Here is a 22,872-nt window from a genome sequence, read left to right on the forward strand (position 1 = left end):
TTTGACATAATTTATCATTAGTGAGAAAGTATCCATTAAGTATCCAAACCCACTAAATATTCACTTCCTTTCTATATTTCTTTTTTATTATATAGCTCAACCCTTATTTAGACTTTTTTAATATTAACGACTCTTTTTTCCCATTCCATTCTATCTTAACTAACATATCCCTATCAGTAGCTTTTGGAAGTCCTGCCGTCAGTTTCAATTTGCCAGTATGCACCTTACTATTATGATTTTTAAATTCGCCACTTTCTCCTTCATTATACGTATCTATAGAGTATTTAACATCTTTTACCAACTTACCATCTATCCCAGTGTACTTAAATGTATAATATGTGTCATGTGAGTTTTCATTACCATCGATTTTATACCCTACAGCCCAATTTGGACTCTTCCCTTCATAATTAATTAAAACATCTTCAATGTCTAAACGTAAATTATTTGCAAGTCTAGAAAGTGCTTTGCAATTACTTTTGTCATTAGGATTTATAACTATATAATGTAAATAATTATATATAAGTTCCCTCTTTTCAGTAACAGCTTTCCACCTACTATTAGTTGTATTATTTTCTGAAATACAGGAATTAAGTTCATTTATCGCGTTAAATAATTCATTACTATTCTCAACATTAGCATACGAAGTCGAATTTAATAAATTCAAAGCTGTATGTAGGTTAGATGATGCCATTATATAATAATAATTTTTTTCATTCTCGTTTAGTTTACTATAGTCCTGTGCAAAACAATATTGGGCGTCAGATAAACTGAATATAAATGATTCAGTCGCAGTTTTTTCTTGCTGCTTTAAACTAAGAAAATTATAAGCCCCAAATATCAAACTAATTATTAAAGCTATTATTAATAGATGCTTTTTCTTCATTAAAATTTCACCTTTCATACAAATTATATTTTATATTTTAGAATCTAAACAAAGAATTTTTTTTAATATTATGATATATTAAGTTACAATTGAGTTTTAATTATAACATAAAGTATGCCTTTATATCATACATACTCTTCCCTCATCAAAACAACACACTTGTCATTTTTTTATAAATAAAAATTGTTGATTCGTGTTTTTAAATTTTATTTTAAATTGCTTTGGCTATAAAAGATATTATATGTGCTGCTGGAACTAATAAAAGCTGGGCTAAAATAGTACCCACTATTAATCCTCCAACAATAAAAATTATACATCTATCAAATTGCAATTGACTACATTCTCCTTTTAGTACATCGTCTGTCAGAATCGATATATATGGATCTACGAATATAACCATAAGTATTGCTGCCATGCCCGTTATCACACCTGATAATGTACTACATGTACTTCTTAGTTCTGGATTTAAACATCCTGCATACAATGATGCTAAAACACCAACAGTTAATATTGAAAAGGCTATGGTGTTAATTAAAACTATTTTTTTAGGTATCATTTTAAAAGTTTTAAATTGTCCCAAATTTTCTTTTCTAGGTTTTGTAACACTACTTTTAAACTGCTCTATTCCTGATTTTGAAAACGAGTGTAATAACAATTTAGCTATAGAACGATTATAACTAAATGATTCAACAAGTTTTCCAAAAATTTTTATAAATGTTGGCATGAGTGCTGCGCCAATAATTGTTGCTATTGTTGTAGAAAATAGAATCCATCTAAATGTAGATAATAAACTTTGAGGGTCCCCGGCTTTTATAGTCTCTTCAATCCTTTTAGCTAGTAATGGTGCTTGTACTGTATTTGCAGTTCTAGAAATTAACGAAAAAATATTAAATACCGCAAAAGATACCGCTATTCTTCCCGTTCTTACACCAACAATTCTTACAGAATAGGCCAGTGTTGAAATTATGGAAATGACAACCGTAAGAATTAAAACAATTATTACTTGTTTAGACATATACTCTCCTCCGTCTTCCTTAATTTTTCTTAATATACTATTACGCCTTTGTTTCATTATATCGAATTTCAATAAACATTTCCAATATCATTATCATTAAACATGTATATGATATAATATCTAAATGTGTCTTAAAATCATAAATGGGTAAGGAGATATACATTTGGAAATTATAAAGTCAGTTTTCTATTTTGTGCTAGCAGGTATATTTGAAATAGGCGGAGGATATCTTGTTTGGTTATTTTTACGCGAGGGTAAAAGTCTTTGGTATGGAATTGTAGGCTCGATATTATTGATATTATATGGCATTATTCCTACACTACAACCTCAAAATGCTAACTTTGGCAGGGTATATGCAACTTATGGGGGAATATTTATTGTCCTTTCAATCTTGTGGGGATGGAAAGTTGATAACGTACTCCCAGACAGATTTGATTTAATTGGCGGAGGCATTGCACTAATTGGGGTTATTATCATTATGTATGCTCCAAGAGGATAAAAAAAATTATTGTCTTTTTTAATAAGCATCAAAAAAATTAGTGCAGTTTCTTATTATCTTAAATTTTTCTTTTGAATTCTTTAAGGATATGAGAAACTCCAAGCCCCAAAAACCCACCTGCTGTTGCCCACATAAAATTCCCTGTAACACATCCAATGGCTGTTCCTAACATCATACAACCAATCATTAGCCTATCATATTCTTCACCTTCATCTTCATCATCTACACTATCAGTGCACCCTATATTTTTATCCTTTACTAGATCATCTAACGTTATTTCAAATAAATCACTCAATATTATAAGTTTATTTATCTCTGGATATGTTTGCCCAGATTCCCATTTCGAAATTGACTGACGAGATACCTTTAATAACCCTGCTAGTTGTTCTTGTGACAAACCTTTTTCTTTTCTTAACGTTTGCAATTTTTCTGAAAAACTCAACTTCATCACCCCACCTAAATAATACCCTAACATCAGCTATCATACTAGCAATTTCCATTTGCTTTCTTGTCAACTTACGGTTGCAATTACTATAGCAACCTAAAAGCGACTGTTTGTCTTTATCTCTACTCCTTATCTTTCAATATAAACAGCTCTTCAACTCTAACATCTAAATACTTTGCTAACCTCATAGCTAATTCTAATGTTGGATTATACTTATCATTTTCTATAGCTATAATTGTTTGGCGAGTAACCCCTAAATTATTAGCCAATTCCTCTTGCGTTAATTTATAACTTTTACGATGTTCTTTGATGCTATTTTTCATGATATTTCTCTTTGAAGTTGTGAAGTATTATCCCTTTAGTTATGTTATAAATAATGAATACCACTCCAATTATTATAAGAGGTAATCCTAATTTTCCACTAATGAAAATGTCAATAACAGCCCATATGATAAGAAATATATTAATATAAAGAAAAGTTACACTGATAGCTTTATCTGATACTTTCCGCTCCCTTTCATCCATAAATCTGAATCCAGCAGTTCCACTAATTAATGATTCCCTCTTTCCTCCAAAACGCTTATTGAATATTGCTTGAGCAGCAAACATAAACAAAATTTGTGTATTCACTATAAAGGCTATAAGTGGATCAAGTGAAATTGAAACATAAATAGAAGAGTTAAATAAATATAAAGGTGGCATCAATATTAAATTCTTATACATAATTGATAGAATACATAAAACCGATATACCCAGTATTTCAAATAAATAAGTATAGCGAACTGCAATGCGTTTAGAGTTTTGTACACGCTCATCTTCTCTTAAAATCATTTCTAAATCCCTCCTAAATGTTAATACATCTTTACATTTTATTGTAACAATATTTAGATAAATGTCAATGCTTTTTTTTACATTTATTACCTTTAACGACATTGCATAAGGAAAGTCTCCCACTGCTATAATATATTCTAATCCTGCATATGTGTCATTGATTGCAGTGGAATTGAGAATTTTTAAATATTAGAAATTCTTTTTTTTAAAGTGGTTGGAGGTATGTAAAACAGTTCTAATAATATAGAATTTGTTTTATTTAAGTCTCTTTAATTGTAACGGAAGTACTGCTTGGACTTCCGTTACAATTAAAAAAAGCCTATTTTAAAGGCCTTTCAAAAAATTCTCCTTTAAAATAAAGCTTAACTTAGTACCACCAACAAAATATAGCTATTCATTTTATCTATAAATCACCATATAGATAATCAAAGATAAAGTTGGTAAAAGTAAAATTATATTTATTATATTAAAAATATAATCTTTTTTATTTTCATATTCTGCATTTTTAAAAAATTTATTTTTTAGTAACGAATACACAACTACGAATACAACAATTAAAGTAGTATGGTTATATTGAAATTGTTGCCAGGTGGAAAATAAAATTAACAATAAACATACTATTGTGCTGATTTTTTCAAAATAATATTTTTTTTTCATAGTCACCTCACTAAAATCAGTATCTGCTAACGATTATATACGCCTAATTTAATTCAATTTTAACTAATTTTAACATATTTAAAGTATTTATTCAATATCACTCTTTTGAGATCATTTTTATCATTCAGGCTTTACTAAGATATAAAATAATAAGTATGAAGTTTCTCCGGAATGACTTGCAATAAGAAACGACAAAACTATTGAAATTCAATTTAGAAATTCTTCTTTTGCGAACATAAAATTCTTGTAAGCTTGCACAGGAAGTGCAAGCTAGCGAACCTGAGGCAAGACGCCGAATATGAGCGTTAAAGAATTTTATATAAGCAAAAGATTAGAATTTCTTAATGTAATTTCTAGTTTTTAGTTCGTTTGCAAGGCACGTAGGAGAAACTTCATACTTTTTCTATTTCTTATCCTTTTCTTTATTTCTCATTTTGTTCATCACATCTTTAAAGGTTTCATTATCCACCTTTACTATAGCAGTATCTTTTGGTAACTCCCTTGGTACAATAACTACTCCTAGTCTTTTGTCTCCAGCCATACTGCTATAACTAGTATCTTTTAGTTCTCCGGAAGGTTTTTTAATTTTAAGATTTATTGAATTAAATTTCCCTTTAACTATGTTAATAAGTTCTTCTTCATTCTCTATTTTACTCTTGTTCATCTGCACTATTAAATCTCCACTTTGAATCCCCATTTCAGAAGCAGGAGACTTAGGCGCTACTTCCAGTACCATAATTCCCTCTTCACTACTCATAAATTTTGGTTTTAAAGTGAGCTCCATGTACTTTTCTAGTCGTAGCATTGCCTCATGCAATATAGCTGCAAATATCAAAATAAATATTTGAAAAACTGACCCTAATACTGGCAATTGCGATACAGCTGTTAGCGCTATACCATAAGTAAATACTAATGCTCCTGAAGTAAGCGCCTTCCTTTTCTTAAGCTTTGTAAATGTAATGCTACTATATCCAATAACTCCATACAGTGCCATAGATGCTATAACCGAATTTTTTACAATCCGATTGACTATGTCCCCTTTTATTAAACCCTTCCAATCAGTCATCATGAAGTTCTGCCCAACCGCTAATTCTGATGAAGACGCACTTAATAGTATAAGTAAAGCAATTGGTAGTGCCCAATATCTTTTTAAGGCGAACCCGCCTATAATTTTTTGATCTCTATTAGTAAACACAGGAATAGCTCCTCTTGAGCCATCTATCATTATTAAGATCCCCTCTATAATATGTAATATTCCAACCAGTGTCATTAAGGTCAGAATATCTATGTTTATAATATTCAATTGTGGCATATGTAATGTACTGGATGCATATTTAAACACCAGGCTCATTATTCCCAGAACTGCACCAGAATAAGAAAAACTAATATATCCAGGCTTAAATGCCATAAAAAATAACGACACCATAAACAATAAATAAATATTTGAATTTTCATCAAAGACTAACCCTGAAAATGTAAATAATAGACTTGCCACAGCACCGGCAAAAATTCCTATTACAATTTGAGATATAGTTAGTTCAAAAGGTGAATCTAAACTTTCTCCCATTATCATTTTCTGCATAGCTGCAGTCTTCTTATTTTTATTATAAAAAATTATTGCAATTATTATTAAAATAAACGAATTTGAAGGGTCAACAATTGCAAACGCAACTGCTCTTAAAGTATGTATTGCAATTTCCATTGATTAAAATTCTCCTTTCATATCACTATGAAACACGTAATATTATAAGCTATTAAAATGTCGTCAAATCATCACCTGCGGTGATCAATATTAACGACTCCAGAAGGTGATTTATATTCCCACTGAACTTCTATTTGTTATATTATATAACTTACGATTATAGAAGTAGGAGACTTCCCTTCTGAAATGTCGTTAAAAACCAAGTATCTACCAAATTCATTGGTAGATACTTAAATTATACTTTTATTTTATTATTTGATTTTATCTTTAGCTATCTCTAAAGCTTTTTTAAACTGCGGATCCAAAGTTCTATCATATGGTTTCTCTTTAAGTGCTTGTGGATACACAACCGGCACTTCTGGTTTTATTCCAATATGATGTATATTCTCACCACTTGGCGTATAATATTTTGATATAGTAATTTTTAATGCTGTACCATCATCAAAACCATCAACGCTTCTGTAAAACATCCTTTGAACTATGCCTTTACCAAAGGTTTTTTCTCCCACTAAAGTACCAACTTTGTAGTCCCTTATAGCACCTGCAAAAATTTCTGAGGCACTTGCTGAACCTTCATCTGTTAATACTGTTAATGGCATGCCTATTGCGAGGCCTCCCTTAGATTTATCTTCAGTTTTTCTCTTATTCTTATCTATTGTAGATACAATAACCTTTCCTTTAGGTACAAAGTTAGATGTTAAATCTACAACCTGATCTAAAAGTCCGCCAGGATTTCCTCTTACATCTACTATTAGACTCTTCATACCCTTATCTTGTAATTCTGATAATTTGTTTTCAAAATTCTTAGCAGTATTCTCATCAAACATTGTAAGCTGAATATATCCAACCGTGCCTTCTAGCATTTCGCCTTTAACTGTTATCAAATCGATCTTAGCACGTTTCATACTAATGTCAAAACTACCTTTCCCTTTTCGATTAATAGTTAAGGTAACTGACTCATTTGCCTTGCCCTTCATCATTGTAACAGCTTTTTCTAGTTCTTTTCCAGAGACTTCTGTTGAATTAACCTTTTCTATAACATCTCCAGAAATTAATCCTGCTTTTTTAGCTGGTGATCCATCAAAGGGTGCAATTACAACTATCTTATCGTCTTTAACTCCCACTTGTAATCCAAGGCCAGTATAAGCTCCTTGTGTTTGAGAATTAAAATCTGAAAACTCTTTTTTGTTCATAAAAGTTGTATAAGGATCCTTTAGAGAATCAGTCATGCCCTTTATAGCTCCTTCAACTAAAACATCATCACTAATTTTGCCATCATAGTACTCATACAATTTATTTCTGACTAAAAATAGTTTTTGAAACTTTAATACCTGGTCATAAGCTTCTCTTCCAATAGCTACTTTTCCATTTGGAATACCTAATGAAATTTGAGTGGAGACAAATAAAGTTATGGTATTAGTAATAAGTACTAAAACTATAATCCATATAATACACTTCATTTTCTTTGCTTTAGGTTTTCCACTACCATTTTCTAAAACTCTAAATTTTTCAGGCTTATTTTCATCGCCCATTTTATACACCTCTTTATTATTCTCTATATATTATTCTCTATATATTATCTATATATTCTCTATATATTATTTATGTAAATATAATAAATTTATAACACTGATAAGAAAATAAATAAATTTAATGACATTTCAGAAGGATAGTTCTCCCTTTCTATAAGTATATGTTACATTCTATAATAAATACAGAAATTCAGTGAAAGCATAGATCTCCTTTTGAAGTCGTAAAAGCATCCTCTGCGAAGCTGTGCAGATTCGCAGAAGATGCTTTTATACTATACAACCAAGAATTTTCTTATCGATATAGAACTTCCTATGGCTCCAATAACTAAGCCACCCAACATAAATTGCCATAAAGTAGTACTTAATATCATATGAGGGTTTATAAGAGTAGCTCCTAATAATCCATTAGTAATCTTTAAGAAAGCCATTTTATAAGCATAATATAGTAATCCAGTAGAAATAAGTGCTCCTGCTAAACCTAAAATCATGCCTTCAATAATAAATGGCCATCTTATAAACCAATCCGTAGCACCAACAAATTTCATAATACCTATTTCTTTTTTTCTAGAGTAAACTGTAAGTTTAATTGTGTTTCCTATTAAGAATAAAGAAACAGTTATTAAAACTGCAAATAATGTAATTCCTATTATTTTAAGAGTATTTGTTATCTTTACAATTTTATCAACATATTGTCTGACATCTTTAATTTCCTCTATGCCTTTTAATCCTGTAGCATTCTTAACCACATCATTTATTACTTCAGGTTTGGTAACACTTACAACGTATGCAGTCGGAAAAGGATTTCCCCCTTTACCTTCAAATCCTTTTACTAAGGCTTGGCTATCTTTGCCAAATTGTTTCTTTACTTTTGCTAGTGCATCGTTCTTATCTTCAAATCTAACATCTGTTACTCCCGGCGTTTTGCTTAAAGCATTTTCAACAGCTGATTTATCTGCTACTGTTATATCATCCTTAAGATAAATTCCCACCTCTAACTTAGCTCCTAGTTCTTGAACTCCTGCGTTAACATTAAAAACAATTAATAAAAACACCCCTAGAATAAATAGAGTAGCAGCCACCGTAGCCACTGACGCTATACTAACGGTTTTATTTCTTTTTAAGCTTTTTAAAGCATCCATAACAAAATTTTTAATTGTACTAATCTTCATAACCGTATCTTCCCCTTTGCTCATCTCTAACTATAACACCCTTTTCTATAGCTATTACCCTCTTCTTCATAGAGTCTACTATATTTTTTGCATGTGTTGCCATAACTACTGTGGTACCAGACTTGTTAATATCTTTTAAAATATCCATAATACCTAATGCAGTTTCAGGATCTAAGTTTCCTGTTGGTTCATCTGCTATTAGCAAAGTAGGATTATTTACTATAGCTCTCGCAAGAGAAACTCTTTGTCTCTCTCCACCTGAAATCTCATGAGGAAAAGCCATATATTTTTTTGATAATCCAACTAAATCTAAAACATAAGGTACTTTTTTCTTAATATCCTTTGCAGAACATTCTGTAGCCCTTAGTGCAAACGCTACATTTTCATAAATATTTAAAGACTCAATTAATCTAAAATCTTGGAAAACCACTCCAATTTTTCTTCTATGATAAGGTACCTTCTTTCTAGGTAATTTTGTTATATCCGTATCATTTATAATAACACTTCCCGTAGTTGGTTCTACCTCTTTTAAAAGTATCTTAACAAAAGTAGATTTTCCTGCTCCACTAGGACCTACAATGAATATAAATTCCCCTTTTTTAATAGTTATGTCAATATTCGACAAAGCCGTTACATTATTATCATAAATCTTAGTTACTTTTTTAAATTGTATCATATTAAACTCTCCTTACCATACTTATGTAATTTGTTTCATTAAATTCATCAATAACATTATAACATACTGATTAAGCCTGTAATAATTTATAATATAAAATTTCCGTGAATATTATAAATATTATAAATAAATCGCTCGTTATGATTTCCTAAAAAATAAAGTTTATTATAGTTAAACAATATTATCGCATAAATTATTTAGAGACTTTTATACATACGCGCATAAAAGTCTCTAAAATTATTTTAAGGAAAGACCCTTTTTGAGAGCTTTAACTATTTCATCTGTAGTTAATCCATAAGCTTTTAAAAGTTCTTCTGGCTTACCACTCTCACCAAAGGTATCTTTAACTCCAACTCTCATAACTGGTACTGGATGATTAGTCGTAACAACCTCAGCTACTGCCGATCCAAGTCCACCTATAATGCTATGTTCTTCAGCGGTAACAATTAATCCAGTTTCGCGAGCTGCAACAATAATTGCCTCTTCATCAATAGGTTTAATAGTGTGTATATTAAGCACCCTAACCTTTATTCCTTCCTCAGCCAATATGTTATAAGCTTCCAAAGCAGCATCTACCATAATACCTGTAGCTATTATAGTTGCATCATGTCCTTTTCTAAGCGTTACAGCTTTCCCCAATTCGAATTTGTACTCAGGATCATCATTTACTGTGCAAACACCTGATCTTCCAAGCCTTACATAGCAAGGTCCGTGGTACTTTATAATAGCCTTTATAGCAGCTTCCGTTTCAACATCATCACTAGGGCTTATAACTAGCATATTTGGTATACTTCTCATTAAAGCTATATCTTCTATTGCTTGATGAGATGCTCCATCTTCTCCTACTGTGAGCCCTGCATGCGTTGCGCAAATTTTCACATTTAATTTTGGATAACAAATAGAGTTTCTTATTTGTTCAAAAGCTCTTCCTGCTGCAAATATAGCAAAAGTACTTGCAAAAGGAATTTTGCCACAAGAAGCAAGTCCTGCAGCTACGGACATCATATTTCCTTCGGCGATACCCATATTAATAAATCTTTCTGGAGCCACTTTTTTAAAGTCTGCAGTTTTAGTGGATTTAGATAAATCCGCATCTAAAACAACTATATTTTCATTTTCTAATCCTAATTTGGCTAAGGCTTTACCATAAGCTTCTCTTGTTGCAACTTTACCCATTATACAGTACCTCCAATTTCGTCTATTGCTTCTTGGCATTGTTCTTTGTTTGGAGCGCTTCCGTGCCAACTAGCTTCATTTTCCATGAAGGATACACCTTTACCCTTTACAGTTTCGCAAATTATAACTGTTGGTTTTCCTTTTGTTTTTTTAGCTTCTTCTAAAGCGCTTTTAATTTGTACAAGATCATGTCCATCTATAGAAATAACGTTCCATCCAAAAGCTGCAAATTTAGCATCTACTGGATCAGAACCCATAACTTCCGAAACCTTACCATCTATTTGTAGTCTATTATGATCTACAAAAGCGGTTAGATTATCAAGCTTATAGTGTGCAGCTGACATAGTTGCTTCCCAAACTTGACCTTCTGCAAGTTCACCATCTCCAAGCAGTGAATACACTCTGTATCCTTTTTTATCTAGTTTCCCAGCTAATGCCATTCCTACTGCAGCAGAAATCCCTTGGCCTAAAGAACCTGTAGACATATCTACTCCTGGAATAGTATTCATATTAGGATGTCCTTGTAGCATTGATCCAAGTTTTCTTAGTCCCATTAATTCACTTTTATCAAAGTATCCCTTTCTAGCAAGCACGCTATATAATGCTGGTGCCGCATGCCCCTTCGAAAGTACAAATCTATCTCTGTCTGGATCATTCTTATTTTCTGGACCCGCATTCATCTCATTAAAATATAAAGTAGTTATGATTTCCACAGCAGATAACGATCCACCTGGGTGCCCAGACGCTGACTTTGTAACCATAGTTACGATATCTTTCCTAACTTCTTTAGTAATTGCTTTTAATTGTTCTAATGTTTTCTCCATATGTCTCCCCCTAATATTGCTTTGGTGTAGATAAGAACCAATAATTGTTATCTACCTGTATTCCTATTTATCTTATTTAATTATTATAACATAATTTTTAAACCTTTTATAAAATACAATAAAAAAGAAAAAGTATATATTACTATTAATGCATTCGCTTCCCTAAGAACTACTAATTTTATTTTAAATTAATCTGCTAAAAAACATAGCCTCGCTATCTCGCTCAACCATATGTTTTTCTTAACGCATCTTAATTAAAAATAAAATAAGAAGTTCTAAATCTCGCTTCAATGCATTATACGTAATATATACTTTTTTTTGCGTATAAAACTATCTATTATTTATTTTATAACCCTACACTAATTAAAAGCGCAGTATCTACTTTTTTCATATCTCCATCAGTCATATGACCAATTTTTTCTTTTAATCTTTTTTTATCTAATGTTCTTATTTGTTCTAGCAAAACTACAGAATCTTTATTTAATCCATACTCTTCTGAAGAAATTTCAACATGAGTAGGGAGTTTCGCCTTATTTATCTGGGAAGTAATAGCTGCAATAATAATAGTGGGACTGTACTTGTTACCAATATCATTTTGAAGTATAATTACAGGTCTAATCCCGCCTTGTTCCGAGCCTACAACCGGACTCAAATCAGCATAAAATATATCTCCTCTTTTTACTATTGTTGTCATTTGACAAATCACTCTCCGAAAGCTTAACTTCGTATTCTTTAAAATCTTTAATATCAATTTCAAAACCCATATTAGCCATTTCTAAATTTAACTCAGCCATTTCTAAATATCCTTGTTTCATTTCATCTATATATTTAAGATTTTTCTTTCCCTCGATATATAGTATTATAGCTTCCCGAATAAATTCACTTCTTTTTTTACAATCTTTCGAAAGTATCTTATTAAATTCACTGTAAAGTTTTTTTGAGAGGTTTATTACTAATTTCTTTGAAGTTGACATAGAAAATTTAATACCTCCTAATAAGTAAAGCAACAATATGTATGAATATATTATAATTCAACCTACGTCAATCTGTCAAAGAAATTATTCGCGTTTTCGTTTTTTTTCGACAAGTAATTTTATGTTTAAATGGTTCATTCTACATATAATGCATGAATATTATACATATGTTTTTATCTTTACAACTCTACCTTCACTAACATAAACTCTTGGAACTCTTTTTCCAATCATGCAGATTACTTCGTAGTTTATCGTCCCTATTAATTCTGCTACTGTGTCTGCTGTAAATTTATTATTTTCATCCTCACCTATTAATATTACCTCATCGCCAATTTTGGCTCCATCAATTTCAGTAACATCAATCATGCACTGATCCATACAAATTTTACCTATTACTGGAGCGAATTTCCCTCTCAATATAACCTTTCCCTTTTGAAATAAGAGCCTTGTATACCCATCAGCATATCCAATTGGAAGTGTAGCTATAATACTTTCCTTCTCTGTTTTATACTTTCTTCCGTAACTCACATATTCTCCAGCAGGTAGTGTTTTTATGTGCACTACATTTGTTTTTAATGTCATTACAGGTTTTAAACTTATGTTTTCCTTATTTACCTCGCCTGACGGATAATAGCCATATACTATTATCCCTGGCCGCACTGCCTCATAATGAGTTTCTGGCAAATCTATAATAGCAGCACTATTAGCAATATGCCTCATTTTTATGTACACTTTTTTCTCTTTTAACTTTTCATAAAAAGCGTCGTATTTTTTTACTTGATCATAAGTATAGGTCTTATCTTTTTCATCCGCTGTAGAAAAATGACAAAATAACCCTTCTATGATTATGTTAGGTAGCTTGCTGATATTATATACCTCTTCAGCGCTTTCCTCATTTGGTAGATATCCTATCCTCCCCATACCGGTGTCTACCGCTATGTGAATTCTAGCTACCTTATTTTTCTTTTGAGCCATCCTTGACAGCTTGCTTGCAAATTTATAAGAGAATACTGTTTGTTCAATATCATATTTCAATAAATTATCAATTAAATTTGGTGGTGTAAACCCCAAAATCATTATTGGGCATTCTATACCTGATCGCCTAAGTTCCACCGCTTCACTTTGCTCTGCTACAGCTAATCTATTGGCACCATTTTTAATGAGTACCGGTGCTACGTCTACAGCTCCATGCCCATAGGCATCTGCTTTTACAACCGCTATAATATTCTCACTTCTAGCTACCCGCCTAATTTCTCTCATATTATGAGCTAACTTATCTAAATCAATCTCTGCCCACACGGGTCTTAAGTGTTTAAACATGCCTTCACCTCATTTGTTATTTATAGCTAACGCTACCGAACTGAAAGCTCTGATTGTTCAATTTTTACGTTAGGAAGAAAATCCGTATATTTTATCTCAATTTTTTCTTTATCATTGATATCATAAATAACCATTCTAGCCGGCAACATACTTTTAGTATTAACATAAAGCAACGCATTATTAATATTTTTATTATTACCAGGAATAAATAAGTTAATTACTGTGTATTCAATACCATTAATGGTTTTGATATCATATTCTATTTTCTCATTAGTATATAATAATCCTATGTATTCGCCGATAAAACTTAATTTAAGGACTTCATCAAAATCTTTGCTCTGTACATACTTTGTTCCATTGTTTTTGTCACTAATATAAATTTTATCATCAGCTTTAAAAATAAATACTCTGTTTTTGTTTAGCTCTAGCTTGTATCCGCCTCCCCTTAAATAGGTTTGTCTTGCCTTATAATTAATTGTCTGTTTATCATTCTTTACATCCATATTCATTTGTGCAGTATAACTTTCCATGTTTTTTAAAAATGTTGTAATATCATTAGTATCCTTTGGTTTCTTATAGCATGAAGTTAATAATAGCGAGCTTAAAATCAGCAAAAAGCTTAAAATTAATAGTGAATTTCTTTTCATTGTTATCCTCCTAGCGTTTCTCTAAAGATGCAAAAGAATTTTCAATTGTTAGATATCTAACGAAATATTCTACTACTAATCTATTACTAATAGTTGCATACTATTACTAAAATAACTAATTCCAATGAATAATGCCCGTCTCTACTTACAAACTTCTTCAATCTTTTTTGTAGCTTCCACTATAGCATAAGCCACAGCACTGTCTTCTCCATGAGATATACTAAGGTGAATATTGTATTCCCCTTCTTTTTTGGCTATTAACTTTGCCTTCCCCTTTAAGCTCACTACAGGCTTTCCAAGGGTTGTCCTGTCAATTTCAATATCTTTGAAATCAAATCCTCTAAATCCTGTCCCTAAAGCCTTTGCTACTGCTTCTTTAGCAGCAAACCTTCCGGCCACATATTCTGCCCTTAAATTTCTGCTTTTAAGATATTCTAATTCAACTGCTGTGAAGATTTTCTCTAAAAACTTCTCATTGCTCTCCATAGCCTTTTTTATCCTTCGTATTTCAACAATATCAGTACCGACACCAAGAATCATAACCATCACTCCCACTCATTGATCTATATTTATAAGTTTAGTTTTTGTATTTCGTAAAATACAGCTGTTAATTTTATCATTAGATATCTATATATAATACTCCTACTACCACAATAATATAATACAATTTTGATTATTTATTGTACTAATTGATCTATTATTTTATTTTTACAATAATTATAATATTGTCATCATTAAAAAATTGTTATACTAAGAATATATAGTTTTCAGCTGCATTGTTCTTTTGGAGTAATTTTATAACAGTCTCATAACTTTCCATTGTAAACCAAAAAGAGGAGCATTCTCCTCAGGAAGAGGTTCAGTTTCCTCATATGTTAGACTAATTAAATATTAGCAAGTAGCTATATTTTTCAAAATCTCATCAAAGTCACTAGTATATTCATCAATATAATCACCCAATATGTCAATCATGTGAATAGGTGATACCGTATTGTCATATAACATTTTTAAAAGATTCTTAACTTTATGTCTTTGTGGGCTTATGTTTTCTACGCAATCTCTTTGTATACCTACCACTGATCCATCAACTATGTCTTGTCTTTCTATTTCAATACCATAAGCTTGTATTTCAGTAAGTTCACCATACATTGAAACGGAAATTTGACTTTTTACTAACCTATAAAAATAATTATGGTTTACATCACCATCTGTTACTTTTCTTAATAAATTCTCTATAACTACCATATATGTTTTCCCCCTATACTTATGTTATGAGAATACATTAACATTACTTTTCAAAATAATCTGTCACTTTATGAAATGCGTTTCACATATATTATCTCTTTAAAATGACAACTTAAACCTTTTCCACCCATAATGCCACGATTAATAAAGAATAGTAAACCATCCACATATATATGAGCTAGATTATTTTGTCGAAATTATAATAAAAATAACTAAAAGTTTTTAATATAAAATCGAATATTTTTTAACAAATTAGAACTATTCTTTATAATCGCCTTCATTATTATGAAAATTATGATTATAATGTAAACATTTGTCATGATAATCAGGTATTCTATTCACTATTTTCTCTATTCTTTAATTTCATTACGTAATTGTATTTTTTTCCTTTATTCTCTTAACCATTTTATATCTATAAGCTCCAATTAATTTTCATAAATATTCCAATATTGATAATGCTGTAATAACTACAGTACACTCATCTTTACTATAATCCTCAATAAAAATAAATAACCCCTTACCAATAGGTAAGCTACCTATTGGTAAGGGATCATAATTTATAGCATCTTTAAAAACGCTGGGAATGCTACAGATAATCCTGTAATAATAAGTCCACATAGAAAAGATCCTACAACAGCACACATGACAGATCTTTTAAAATCCAACTTTAAAAAAGCAGCTATCGCAGTCCCTGTCCAAACGCCTGTGGTAGGAAGAGGTATCGCTATAAAAGTTATAAGCGCTATTTCTTCAAACTTTTCAAATTTAGATTTGTTCTTGCTTATTTTTTTATCAATTAGATTATATATACCACTAGTTAACTTATATTTACCTAACAATTCAAATATTTTATTAAAACATATCAATACAAAGGGAACCGGAAGCAAACTTCCAACAAAACTTAATAGGAATACTACTATTGGATTCATATTGTACAAATTTATTCCAAGAGGTATAGCACCTTTCTGCTCCATAAGAGGCACTGCGGATAACAATAATACATTTAACCAATTCATATAAATTCTCCTTATTTATAAATTATCTTCGTAATTATTTTTCAGAATTTTAAATATCTATTACGTGATGTTGTCTGCTCTCACCGATGAAAAACACTGCTAAAGCCCCTGGGCCACTAAATCTTCCAACTACTGGTCCGATATAATGAATAATTACTTCTTTAACCACAACCTTTGCGAGTATTTCCTCTTTAAGTCTTACAGCTTCATCATAACAATCTGCATGACAGATAGCTATAGTTTGAGTTTCAGGATTTTTAATCTTCTCCTTCACTATTTCTGCAAGCTTAGTTAGAGATTTTTTACGCCCTCGAACCTTGAGTACTGGCATTACACGTCCGACCTGGTTAATAGTAAGTATAGGCTTTATATGTAGTACTAGCCCTAGAGTAGCCGCTACATTAGATATCCTTCCACCTCTTTTTAAAAAATTTAAATCCTGCACAGTGATGTAAGTATTTAAATTTTGTATGTTTTCTTCTATTTGGCATACAATCTTCTCCAAAGTGTAGCCTTCATTTTTCATTTCCACGGCTTTTTTAACCATAAGACCTTGACCCAGTGATGCTGTTAACACGTCAACAATATATATACACGAATTAGGGAACTCTTCTAATATAGCAGTTTTACCAATATTAGCACTGTTATAGGTGCCACTAAGGCCTGAAGACACTCCAATATAAATTACATCCTTACCATTTTCTACAGCTGATTTGAAAATTTTATAGAAGCTTTCAGAATTTGCTTGAGAGGTATTAGGTAATGCTCCCTCCCGAAGGTCATCAAAAAATTGTTTGTGACTTAGGCTTTGTCCTAAATCATCTAAGTACTCTCTACCATTGTAACTAAATGGCAACATAGCAAAAGGGATATTATTACCGTAAATGTATTCCTTGGGCAAATCACAGCAAGAATCTGTCATAATAACAAAATCTCTCATTTGCATTCCTCCTACGTTTTATATTAATCATATTGTGGCAACCTTTAAGAAGGAAAATACATCTTTTTCACATAAAAAAATGTTTTGCCATTTTTCTTTATAATTCTTCAAATTTGTTACACAATCATTTAAAAACTATAGCATAAAAAGCGTTTACTGTAAAATAAAATTGCTCTAAATTGGTAAATTGTTATTGCTTTCTAAATATTCCTATACTATACTTTATAGCAATAACTATTATTTTCGAATAGTTATTAAAGGAGCGATATAAATGAATGCATTAGAAGTGACAAAGGATATTTACTGGGTAGGTGCACTAGACCCTAATCTTAGAATTTTTGATATAATTATGTATACCCCTTTTGGTACTACTTATAACTCTTATGTAGTAAAAGGTAGTGAAAAAACTGCAGTATTTGAAACAGTAAAAGAGAAATTTTTTGATGAATATCTAGAAAGATTAAAATCTTTAGACATTAATATAGAAAACATTGATTATATAGTAGTAGATCACACTGAGCCAGACCATGCAGGCTCAGTAGGAAAACTTTTAGAAATTGCTAAAAACGCTAAAGTAGTAGGATCACCTGCAGCAATTGGATTTCTTAAAGAAATCATAAATAGAGATTTTGAATATATAAGTGTAGGAGATGGGGATAGTATAAGTCTTGGAAATAAAACCTTATCTTTTATTTCAGCACCTTTTCTTCACTGGCCAGATTCAATTTATACCTATGTTGCACAAGACAAGCTACTTATCACTTGTGATTCCTTTGGAAGTCACTACGCAAGTGATGCGATGTATAATGATTTAAACCGAAACCAAGAAGATTATTGCGAAGCCTTAAAATATTACTTTGACTCTATTATGGGACCCTTTAAACCTTATGTGTTAAAAGCTATAGATAAAATAAAGGACCTTCCAATAGATATAATATGCCCAGGTCATGGTCCTATTTTAAGAGAAGATCCCTTAAGTGTCGTAAATCAATACAAACAGTGGAGCCTTCCCGAAAAATCAGCCCAAGACGAAATACATGTTACCTTATGCTACGTTTCAGCTTATGGTTATACTGAAACTGTAGCTAAAAAAATAGAAGAAGGTATAAAATCAAATAGTAATTTCAAAGTTAACATGTATGATGTTATCTATCATGATATGAATGATATTTTAAAAAGCATAGGTAAGTCTGAGGGAATAATTTTTGGTTCTCCTACCATAAATGGAGACGCTCTAAAACCTATATGGGATATTCTAGTAAATTTAAATCCTATAGTTCATGGTGGAAAAGTAGCCTCCGCATTTGGTTCTTATGGTTGGAGTGGTGAGGCTGTTCCAAATATAGAGGATAGATTAAAACAAATTAATCTGGATTTATATCCTTCTATGAAATTTAAATTTAAACCTTCTGAAAAAGATTTAAACTTTGCCTTTAAATTTGGAGAAAGTTTTGCGGAGAAAATAGCTGAAAAAATTAAAATAAAAAACAGTCCCGCTAAACCTTCTACAGAGAAACGATGGAAATGCATCGTTTGTGGCGAAGAATTTGCTGGAGAGAAACCACCTGAAATTTGCCCTGCTTGTGGTGCAAGTGCTGATCAATTTATTCAAGTATCAGAAGATGTAATTACCTTTAGTTCTGATAAAAAAGAAAAATTCTTAATTATTGGTAACGGCGCTGCTGGATATTATGCTGCTGATGCCATAAGAAAAAGAAACAAACAATGCGTTATAGAAATGATATCTAATGAATCACAATTAACCTATTACAGACCTTCAATTTCCGATGGCATAAGTGAAGACCTTAAAGATGATACTTTCTACCTCTCTGCAAAAGAGTGGTATGTGGATAACAATATAAAGCTTACCTTAGGAGTGCAAGTTCAAAGCTTAAACCCTGAAGAAAAGCAAATATTACTTGAGGGTGGTACCGCTATAAGTTACGATAAACTAATATTAGCAAATGGGAGTAAAAACCATATGATTCCTGTAGAAGGAGTAGATAAACAAGGAGTATTCACACTGCGAAGTCTAAAGGATTTAGAATCCATTAAGAATAAGATGAAGACCTCCAAAAGCGTAGTTATTGTAGGTGGTGGACTTTTAGGTCTTGAAGCTGCATATGAAATAAAAAAGGCTGGCCTCAAAGTTTCTGTAGTGGAATTTAGTGATTCCCTACTTGTTAAGCAATTAGATAGTGAAGGTAGCCTTATACTTAAAACTGCAGTTGAAAACGAAAATATTGAAATTATATTGGGAGATTCAGTAAATCTTATAAACGGTGAAAACGGTGTTACATCAGTTACACTCAAAAGTGGAAAAACAATAGATGCAGACTTAGTACTATTTTCAACAGGTATTGCACCAAACAAAAACATAGCTGATAACACTAATATAAAAACTAACAGAGGCATACTAGTCAATGAAAATATGGAAACTAATATTAGTGGCATATATGCCTGCGGTGACATTGCAGAATTTGAAGGCACCGTATATGGAAATTGGCCTGCCGCTGTAGACATGGGTAAGATTGCAGGTATAAACGCAGTAGGAGATAATAAATCCTATGTGCACGCACTTGGTGTTATATCCTTTAACGCCATGGGCCTAGAACTATTATCCGTAGGTGAGATTTCAAAGAATCAATTTAAAGCTATTAGCTCGAAAGATAGTGAAAACAACCTATACAAAAAATTATTCTTTAATAAAGACATCATAACCGGTGGAATTATAATTGGAGACAACAAATCCTCCGCCAAACTAATAAGTGACATTGAGGAGTCAAAATCACTTGAAGAAGTAATGAAGGACTCTTTGATTTAATAAGACAAAAAGGCACACAGGACTTTACGGTCTTATGTGCCTTTTTTATTTTATTAATTATACTTTTACTTTAGTGCCTGATCAATACCCTCTGCCAATGCCCTCGCTATCTTATCTTGGTAAGAGTCACTTGCAAGCAATTTATCCTCAGAAGCATTAGATTGAAAACCCATTTCCACTAAAATAACAGGTACCTTAGACCAATTAAATCCTGTCATATCATTTCTTTCCACAACGCCTCTATCCTTCATACCAACCTTATTAATTAAACTACTAAAAACTATCTCTCCATATTTTTTACTTGTCTTATATATTGCATTTGTATTTTTAGTATCTGCAGGTACAAGCATTGATGCTCCTTTAACAGATGAATTATCATCTCCATCCGCATGGATTCTTATAACTAAATCCGCCTGATTATCATTGCCGAACTCAGCCCTTGCTTTACTTCCCATAACTATGTTATTTTGCGTTTTAGTCATTTTTACAGTATATCCTTTTTCCTGTAGTACACTTTTGAGTTTAACTGCTACCGCCATATTAACCACGTATTCAGGAGTTCTTGTATTAACACCCTGAGCACCACCCGGTTCAATTACTTTCATTGTACTTGAACCTGGATCTTGTTGCTCTTTTTTGCTACTAGTAACACTGCCATGTCCTGGATCTATAACAACAACTTTTCGAGAACTTCCAATTGAGCTTTTCTTATCTTCATCAGTTTTAATCTGTGATTTTTTCTCTATCAAAGCTTTTGCTTTTGCTTCTTCTTCTTTAATCTTCATAGTTTGTACAGATCTTTCATGTTTTTTTACGGCATAGTTTGTGCTATATAATGCACCGCCCAAAATAGCTAAACACATGAACGCTAATATTATTTTTTTCTTTTTTAACATTTTAAATCCCCCAGCCTTTCTCTGCATACAACAAAAAATATTATTGCTTATTTCCCCATTTATTTATTAACATAACCATAATTATATCAGATTAGCAGCTAAAATAAAAAAGCATATGTTCACTGTTATGTTTTGTACATTATATTCCAAAAATTTCATAGTATTACGAGGAGCTAAAAAGCCTAAGATAATAACATTAGTAATCAAATTTTAAAAAGGAGGAATTTTAATGCCACACAAAGACGATATATATTACGATGAAGACCGTGATAAAATAGAAAAAGCTAATAAAATAGAGGATCTCCAGAACTTAGAAAAAGTCCTACTAGAACCGAGCGATGCCTTAACTAGCACTATAATATTGCATCATTAGAATAGGTCAGTAAATCAAGAGAAAAAACTGAAATATCTATACAAAAAAATAAAAAGCTAGCAAAATTAAATTTTGCTAGCTTTTTTATATTTGTTTAAATAAAGGGATTGGGTTCTAGCATTAATTTAGTCTCTTTCTTGGGGGGATAAAGATTATTAGTACTATATGTATTAGAAGTTTCTATAGTTTTATTGTATATTAATTTTGCCTATTTGTCAATAATTATTATTATTTAATATCTTTTATATCGCGAATTCTTCTTCGCCATTTAAAATGAACTTATTAATAATATGTGCAACCCCATCTTGCTCGTTAGTTTTAGTTATAAAATTTGCAGCTCTTTTAACTTCTGGGAATGCATTCCCCATAGCAACTCCTAATCCGGCATATTTAATCATATGAATATCATTACCTGCATCTCCTATGCATATAACCTCTTCTTGTTTAATATTTAGCTCCTTCGCTAGAGCCGCTACCCCTGTACCTTTATTAACTGATTTATGAAGAAACTCTAAATAGAAAGGTGCACTTCTAACTATTGTGTACTTATCACTTACTTCTTCAGGAATTCTTTGCATTACTTCATCTATAATGTCTGGCTCGTCCACAAACATAACCTTAACTATAGTAGTACCTTCTTCTACATCCTCAACAGCTATTACCTCATTAGAAATATGATTCATTTCTGCTTCATTTCTAGTGTATTTAGTATCCTTAGGCGAAATTACCGTATTCTCTGTTAATGCATGTATATTCACCTTTAGCTCTTTGCTTAATTCATACAAATATTTATAATCTTCAATAGTTAATGTTGTTTTAGCTATCGTTCTGTTACCTTCAGTATTTTGAACTAAAGCTCCATTAAATGCTACTGCATAATTATCTTCTGAAATTAAGTTAAGTTCTTCTAAATATCTTTTAAACCCAACTAAAGGTCTTCCTGATGCTAGTACAACTTTTATTCCATTTTTTTTTGCTTGTTGTATTGCGTCAAAATTCACTTGTGAAATTTGTTTTTTATCATTTAATAATGTTCCATCCATATCTAGTGCTATTAATTTATACATTCAATTACCTCCGTGTTAAAAACATTTCTTAGACCAGTTTAAGTATAACATATAATTTTATAAGTAATGGATTTCATTCTCTATAAATTCTCCGGTAATTTTATATTCAAAATAACTAAATTCATATATTTATTATGAATTAAAGCATATCATACCGTTAA

At 31.3% G+C, this 22,872-nt stretch carries 25 protein-coding genes; 3 read left to right on the forward strand and 22 right to left on the reverse strand.

The window, feature by feature from the left end; translation table 11 throughout:
- Positions 1–103: 103 nt before the first annotated feature.
- Both ACWJKS_RS15775 and ACWJKS_RS15780 read right to left on the reverse strand, forming a co-directional pair.
- Positions 104–883 carry a TLD domain-containing protein gene (locus tag ACWJKS_RS15775; protein WP_216302626.1) on the reverse strand — a complete coding sequence of 260 codons (780 nt, stop codon included), beginning with the start codon at positions 881–883 and terminating at the stop codon, positions 104–106.
- A 211-nt stretch (positions 884–1,094) separates the two neighbouring features.
- The gene (locus ACWJKS_RS15780) at positions 1,095–1,898 is read right to left on the reverse strand and encodes a lipid II flippase Amj family protein (protein WP_462952753.1); all 804 of its coding nucleotides are present in this window, start codon (positions 1,896–1,898) and stop codon (positions 1,095–1,097) included.
- A 163-nt stretch (positions 1,899–2,061) separates the two neighbouring features.
- Between ACWJKS_RS15780 and ACWJKS_RS15785 the strand changes: the two genes are divergently transcribed.
- Positions 2,062–2,397: a YnfA family protein gene (locus ACWJKS_RS15785; RefSeq protein ID WP_216302625.1), complete on the forward strand. Its 336-nt coding sequence runs from the start codon at positions 2,062–2,064 to the stop codon at positions 2,395–2,397.
- A 58-nt stretch (positions 2,398–2,455) separates the two neighbouring features.
- On the opposite strand, the gene ACWJKS_RS15790 is transcribed toward ACWJKS_RS15785, so the two are convergent.
- The 18 genes from ACWJKS_RS15790 to ACWJKS_RS15875 form a co-directional block, all read right to left on the reverse strand.
- On the reverse strand, positions 2,456–2,839 hold the full coding sequence (locus ACWJKS_RS15790) for a helix-turn-helix domain-containing protein (protein WP_462954355.1): 384 nt from the start codon (positions 2,837–2,839) through the stop codon (positions 2,456–2,458).
- 125 nt (positions 2,840–2,964) lie between these two features.
- A complete protein-coding gene (locus ACWJKS_RS15795) occupies positions 2,965–3,165 on the reverse strand; it encodes a helix-turn-helix transcriptional regulator (protein ID WP_165412532.1) in 201 nt (66 codons plus the stop codon).
- Entirely contained in the window at positions 3,155–3,673 is a 519-nt protein-coding gene (locus ACWJKS_RS15800; RefSeq protein WP_462959951.1) for a hypothetical protein, read from the reverse strand. Before ACWJKS_RS15800 ends, ACWJKS_RS15795 begins: the two co-directional genes overlap by 11 nt.
- A gap of 399 nt (positions 3,674–4,072) precedes the next feature.
- A complete protein-coding gene (locus ACWJKS_RS15805) occupies positions 4,073–4,330 on the reverse strand; it encodes a hypothetical protein (protein ID WP_216302620.1) in 258 nt (85 codons plus the stop codon).
- A gap of 403 nt (positions 4,331–4,733) precedes the next feature.
- Entirely contained in the window at positions 4,734–6,032 is a 1,299-nt protein-coding gene (locus ACWJKS_RS15810) for a PDZ domain-containing protein (RefSeq protein ID WP_462959952.1), read from the reverse strand.
- 251 nt (positions 6,033–6,283) lie between these two features.
- Positions 6,284–7,492: a S41 family peptidase gene (locus ACWJKS_RS15815; RefSeq protein ID WP_462961086.1), complete on the reverse strand. Its 1,209-nt coding sequence runs from the start codon at positions 7,490–7,492 to the stop codon at positions 6,284–6,286.
- A 344-nt stretch (positions 7,493–7,836) separates the two neighbouring features.
- A complete protein-coding gene (gene ftsX / locus ACWJKS_RS15820; RefSeq protein WP_462959953.1) occupies positions 7,837–8,733 on the reverse strand; it encodes a permease-like cell division protein FtsX in 897 nt (298 codons plus the stop codon).
- Positions 8,723–9,409 carry a cell division ATP-binding protein FtsE gene (gene ftsE, locus ACWJKS_RS15825; protein ID WP_165412528.1) on the reverse strand — a complete coding sequence of 229 codons (687 nt, stop codon included), beginning with the start codon at positions 9,407–9,409 and terminating at the stop codon, positions 8,723–8,725. The genes ftsX and ftsE overlap by 11 nt, the downstream gene beginning before the upstream one ends.
- Before the next feature lie 237 nt (positions 9,410–9,646).
- Positions 9,647–10,585, reverse strand: coding sequence for a transketolase family protein (locus ACWJKS_RS15830; protein WP_462959954.1), 939 nt, complete (start codon positions 10,583–10,585; stop codon positions 9,647–9,649).
- Positions 10,585–11,409 carry a transketolase gene (locus tag ACWJKS_RS15835; RefSeq protein ID WP_165412527.1) on the reverse strand — a complete coding sequence of 275 codons (825 nt, stop codon included), beginning with the start codon at positions 11,407–11,409 and terminating at the stop codon, positions 10,585–10,587. Before ACWJKS_RS15835 ends, ACWJKS_RS15830 begins: the two co-directional genes overlap by 1 nt.
- Before the next feature lie 346 nt (positions 11,410–11,755).
- On the reverse strand, positions 11,756–12,103 hold the full coding sequence (locus ACWJKS_RS15840) for a type II toxin-antitoxin system PemK/MazF family toxin (protein WP_071614469.1): 348 nt from the start codon (positions 12,101–12,103) through the stop codon (positions 11,756–11,758).
- Positions 12,063–12,383 carry a CopG family ribbon-helix-helix protein gene (locus tag ACWJKS_RS15845; RefSeq protein WP_165412526.1) on the reverse strand — a complete coding sequence of 107 codons (321 nt, stop codon included), beginning with the start codon at positions 12,381–12,383 and terminating at the stop codon, positions 12,063–12,065. Before ACWJKS_RS15845 ends, ACWJKS_RS15840 begins: the two co-directional genes overlap by 41 nt.
- Before the next feature lie 159 nt (positions 12,384–12,542).
- Entirely contained in the window at positions 12,543–13,703 is a 1,161-nt protein-coding gene (gene alr, locus ACWJKS_RS15850) for an alanine racemase (RefSeq protein ID WP_216302615.1), read from the reverse strand.
- A gap of 32 nt (positions 13,704–13,735) precedes the next feature.
- Entirely contained in the window at positions 13,736–14,350 is a 615-nt protein-coding gene (locus ACWJKS_RS15855; RefSeq protein WP_216302614.1) for a germination lipoprotein GerS-related protein, read from the reverse strand.
- A 141-nt stretch (positions 14,351–14,491) separates the two neighbouring features.
- Positions 14,492–14,890, reverse strand: coding sequence for a holo-ACP synthase (acpS, locus tag ACWJKS_RS15860; protein ID WP_165412523.1), 399 nt, complete (start codon positions 14,888–14,890; stop codon positions 14,492–14,494).
- Positions 14,891–15,241: 351 nt separating this feature from the next.
- A complete protein-coding gene (locus ACWJKS_RS15865; protein WP_165412522.1) occupies positions 15,242–15,595 on the reverse strand; it encodes a DUF6514 family protein in 354 nt (117 codons plus the stop codon).
- A 557-nt stretch (positions 15,596–16,152) separates the two neighbouring features.
- Positions 16,153–16,611 carry a COG2426 family protein gene (locus ACWJKS_RS15870; protein ID WP_220286168.1) on the reverse strand — a complete coding sequence of 153 codons (459 nt, stop codon included), beginning with the start codon at positions 16,609–16,611 and terminating at the stop codon, positions 16,153–16,155.
- Positions 16,612–16,660: 49 nt separating this feature from the next.
- Complete coding sequence (locus tag ACWJKS_RS15875; protein WP_220320123.1) at positions 16,661–17,551, reverse strand: DegV family protein; 891 nt, start codon at positions 17,549–17,551, stop codon at positions 16,661–16,663.
- A gap of 271 nt (positions 17,552–17,822) precedes the next feature.
- Between ACWJKS_RS15875 and ACWJKS_RS15880 the strand changes: the two genes are divergently transcribed.
- Positions 17,823–20,375 carry an FAD-dependent oxidoreductase gene (locus ACWJKS_RS15880; protein ID WP_462959955.1) on the forward strand — a complete coding sequence of 851 codons (2,553 nt, stop codon included), beginning with the start codon at positions 17,823–17,825 and terminating at the stop codon, positions 20,373–20,375.
- A gap of 65 nt (positions 20,376–20,440) precedes the next feature.
- On the opposite strand, the gene ACWJKS_RS15885 is transcribed toward ACWJKS_RS15880, so the two are convergent.
- Positions 20,441–21,271, reverse strand: coding sequence for an N-acetylmuramoyl-L-alanine amidase family protein (locus ACWJKS_RS15885; protein WP_462959956.1), 831 nt, complete (start codon positions 21,269–21,271; stop codon positions 20,441–20,443).
- Between the two features lie 229 nt (positions 21,272–21,500).
- Here ACWJKS_RS15885 and ACWJKS_RS15890 point away from each other — a divergent pair, with 229 nt between their 5' ends.
- The gene (locus tag ACWJKS_RS15890) at positions 21,501–21,644 is read left to right on the forward strand and encodes a hypothetical protein (protein WP_216302609.1); all 144 of its coding nucleotides are present in this window, start codon (positions 21,501–21,503) and stop codon (positions 21,642–21,644) included.
- Between the two features lie 242 nt (positions 21,645–21,886).
- Here ACWJKS_RS15890 and yidA read toward each other — a convergent pair whose 3' ends face one another.
- Positions 21,887–22,711, reverse strand: a complete 825-nt coding sequence (gene yidA, locus ACWJKS_RS15895) for a sugar-phosphatase (protein ID WP_220286172.1) — start codon at positions 22,709–22,711, stop codon at positions 21,887–21,889.
- Between the last annotated feature and the right edge of the window lie 161 nt (positions 22,712–22,872).

Source organism: Clostridium sp. CM038, assembly GCF_055081105.1.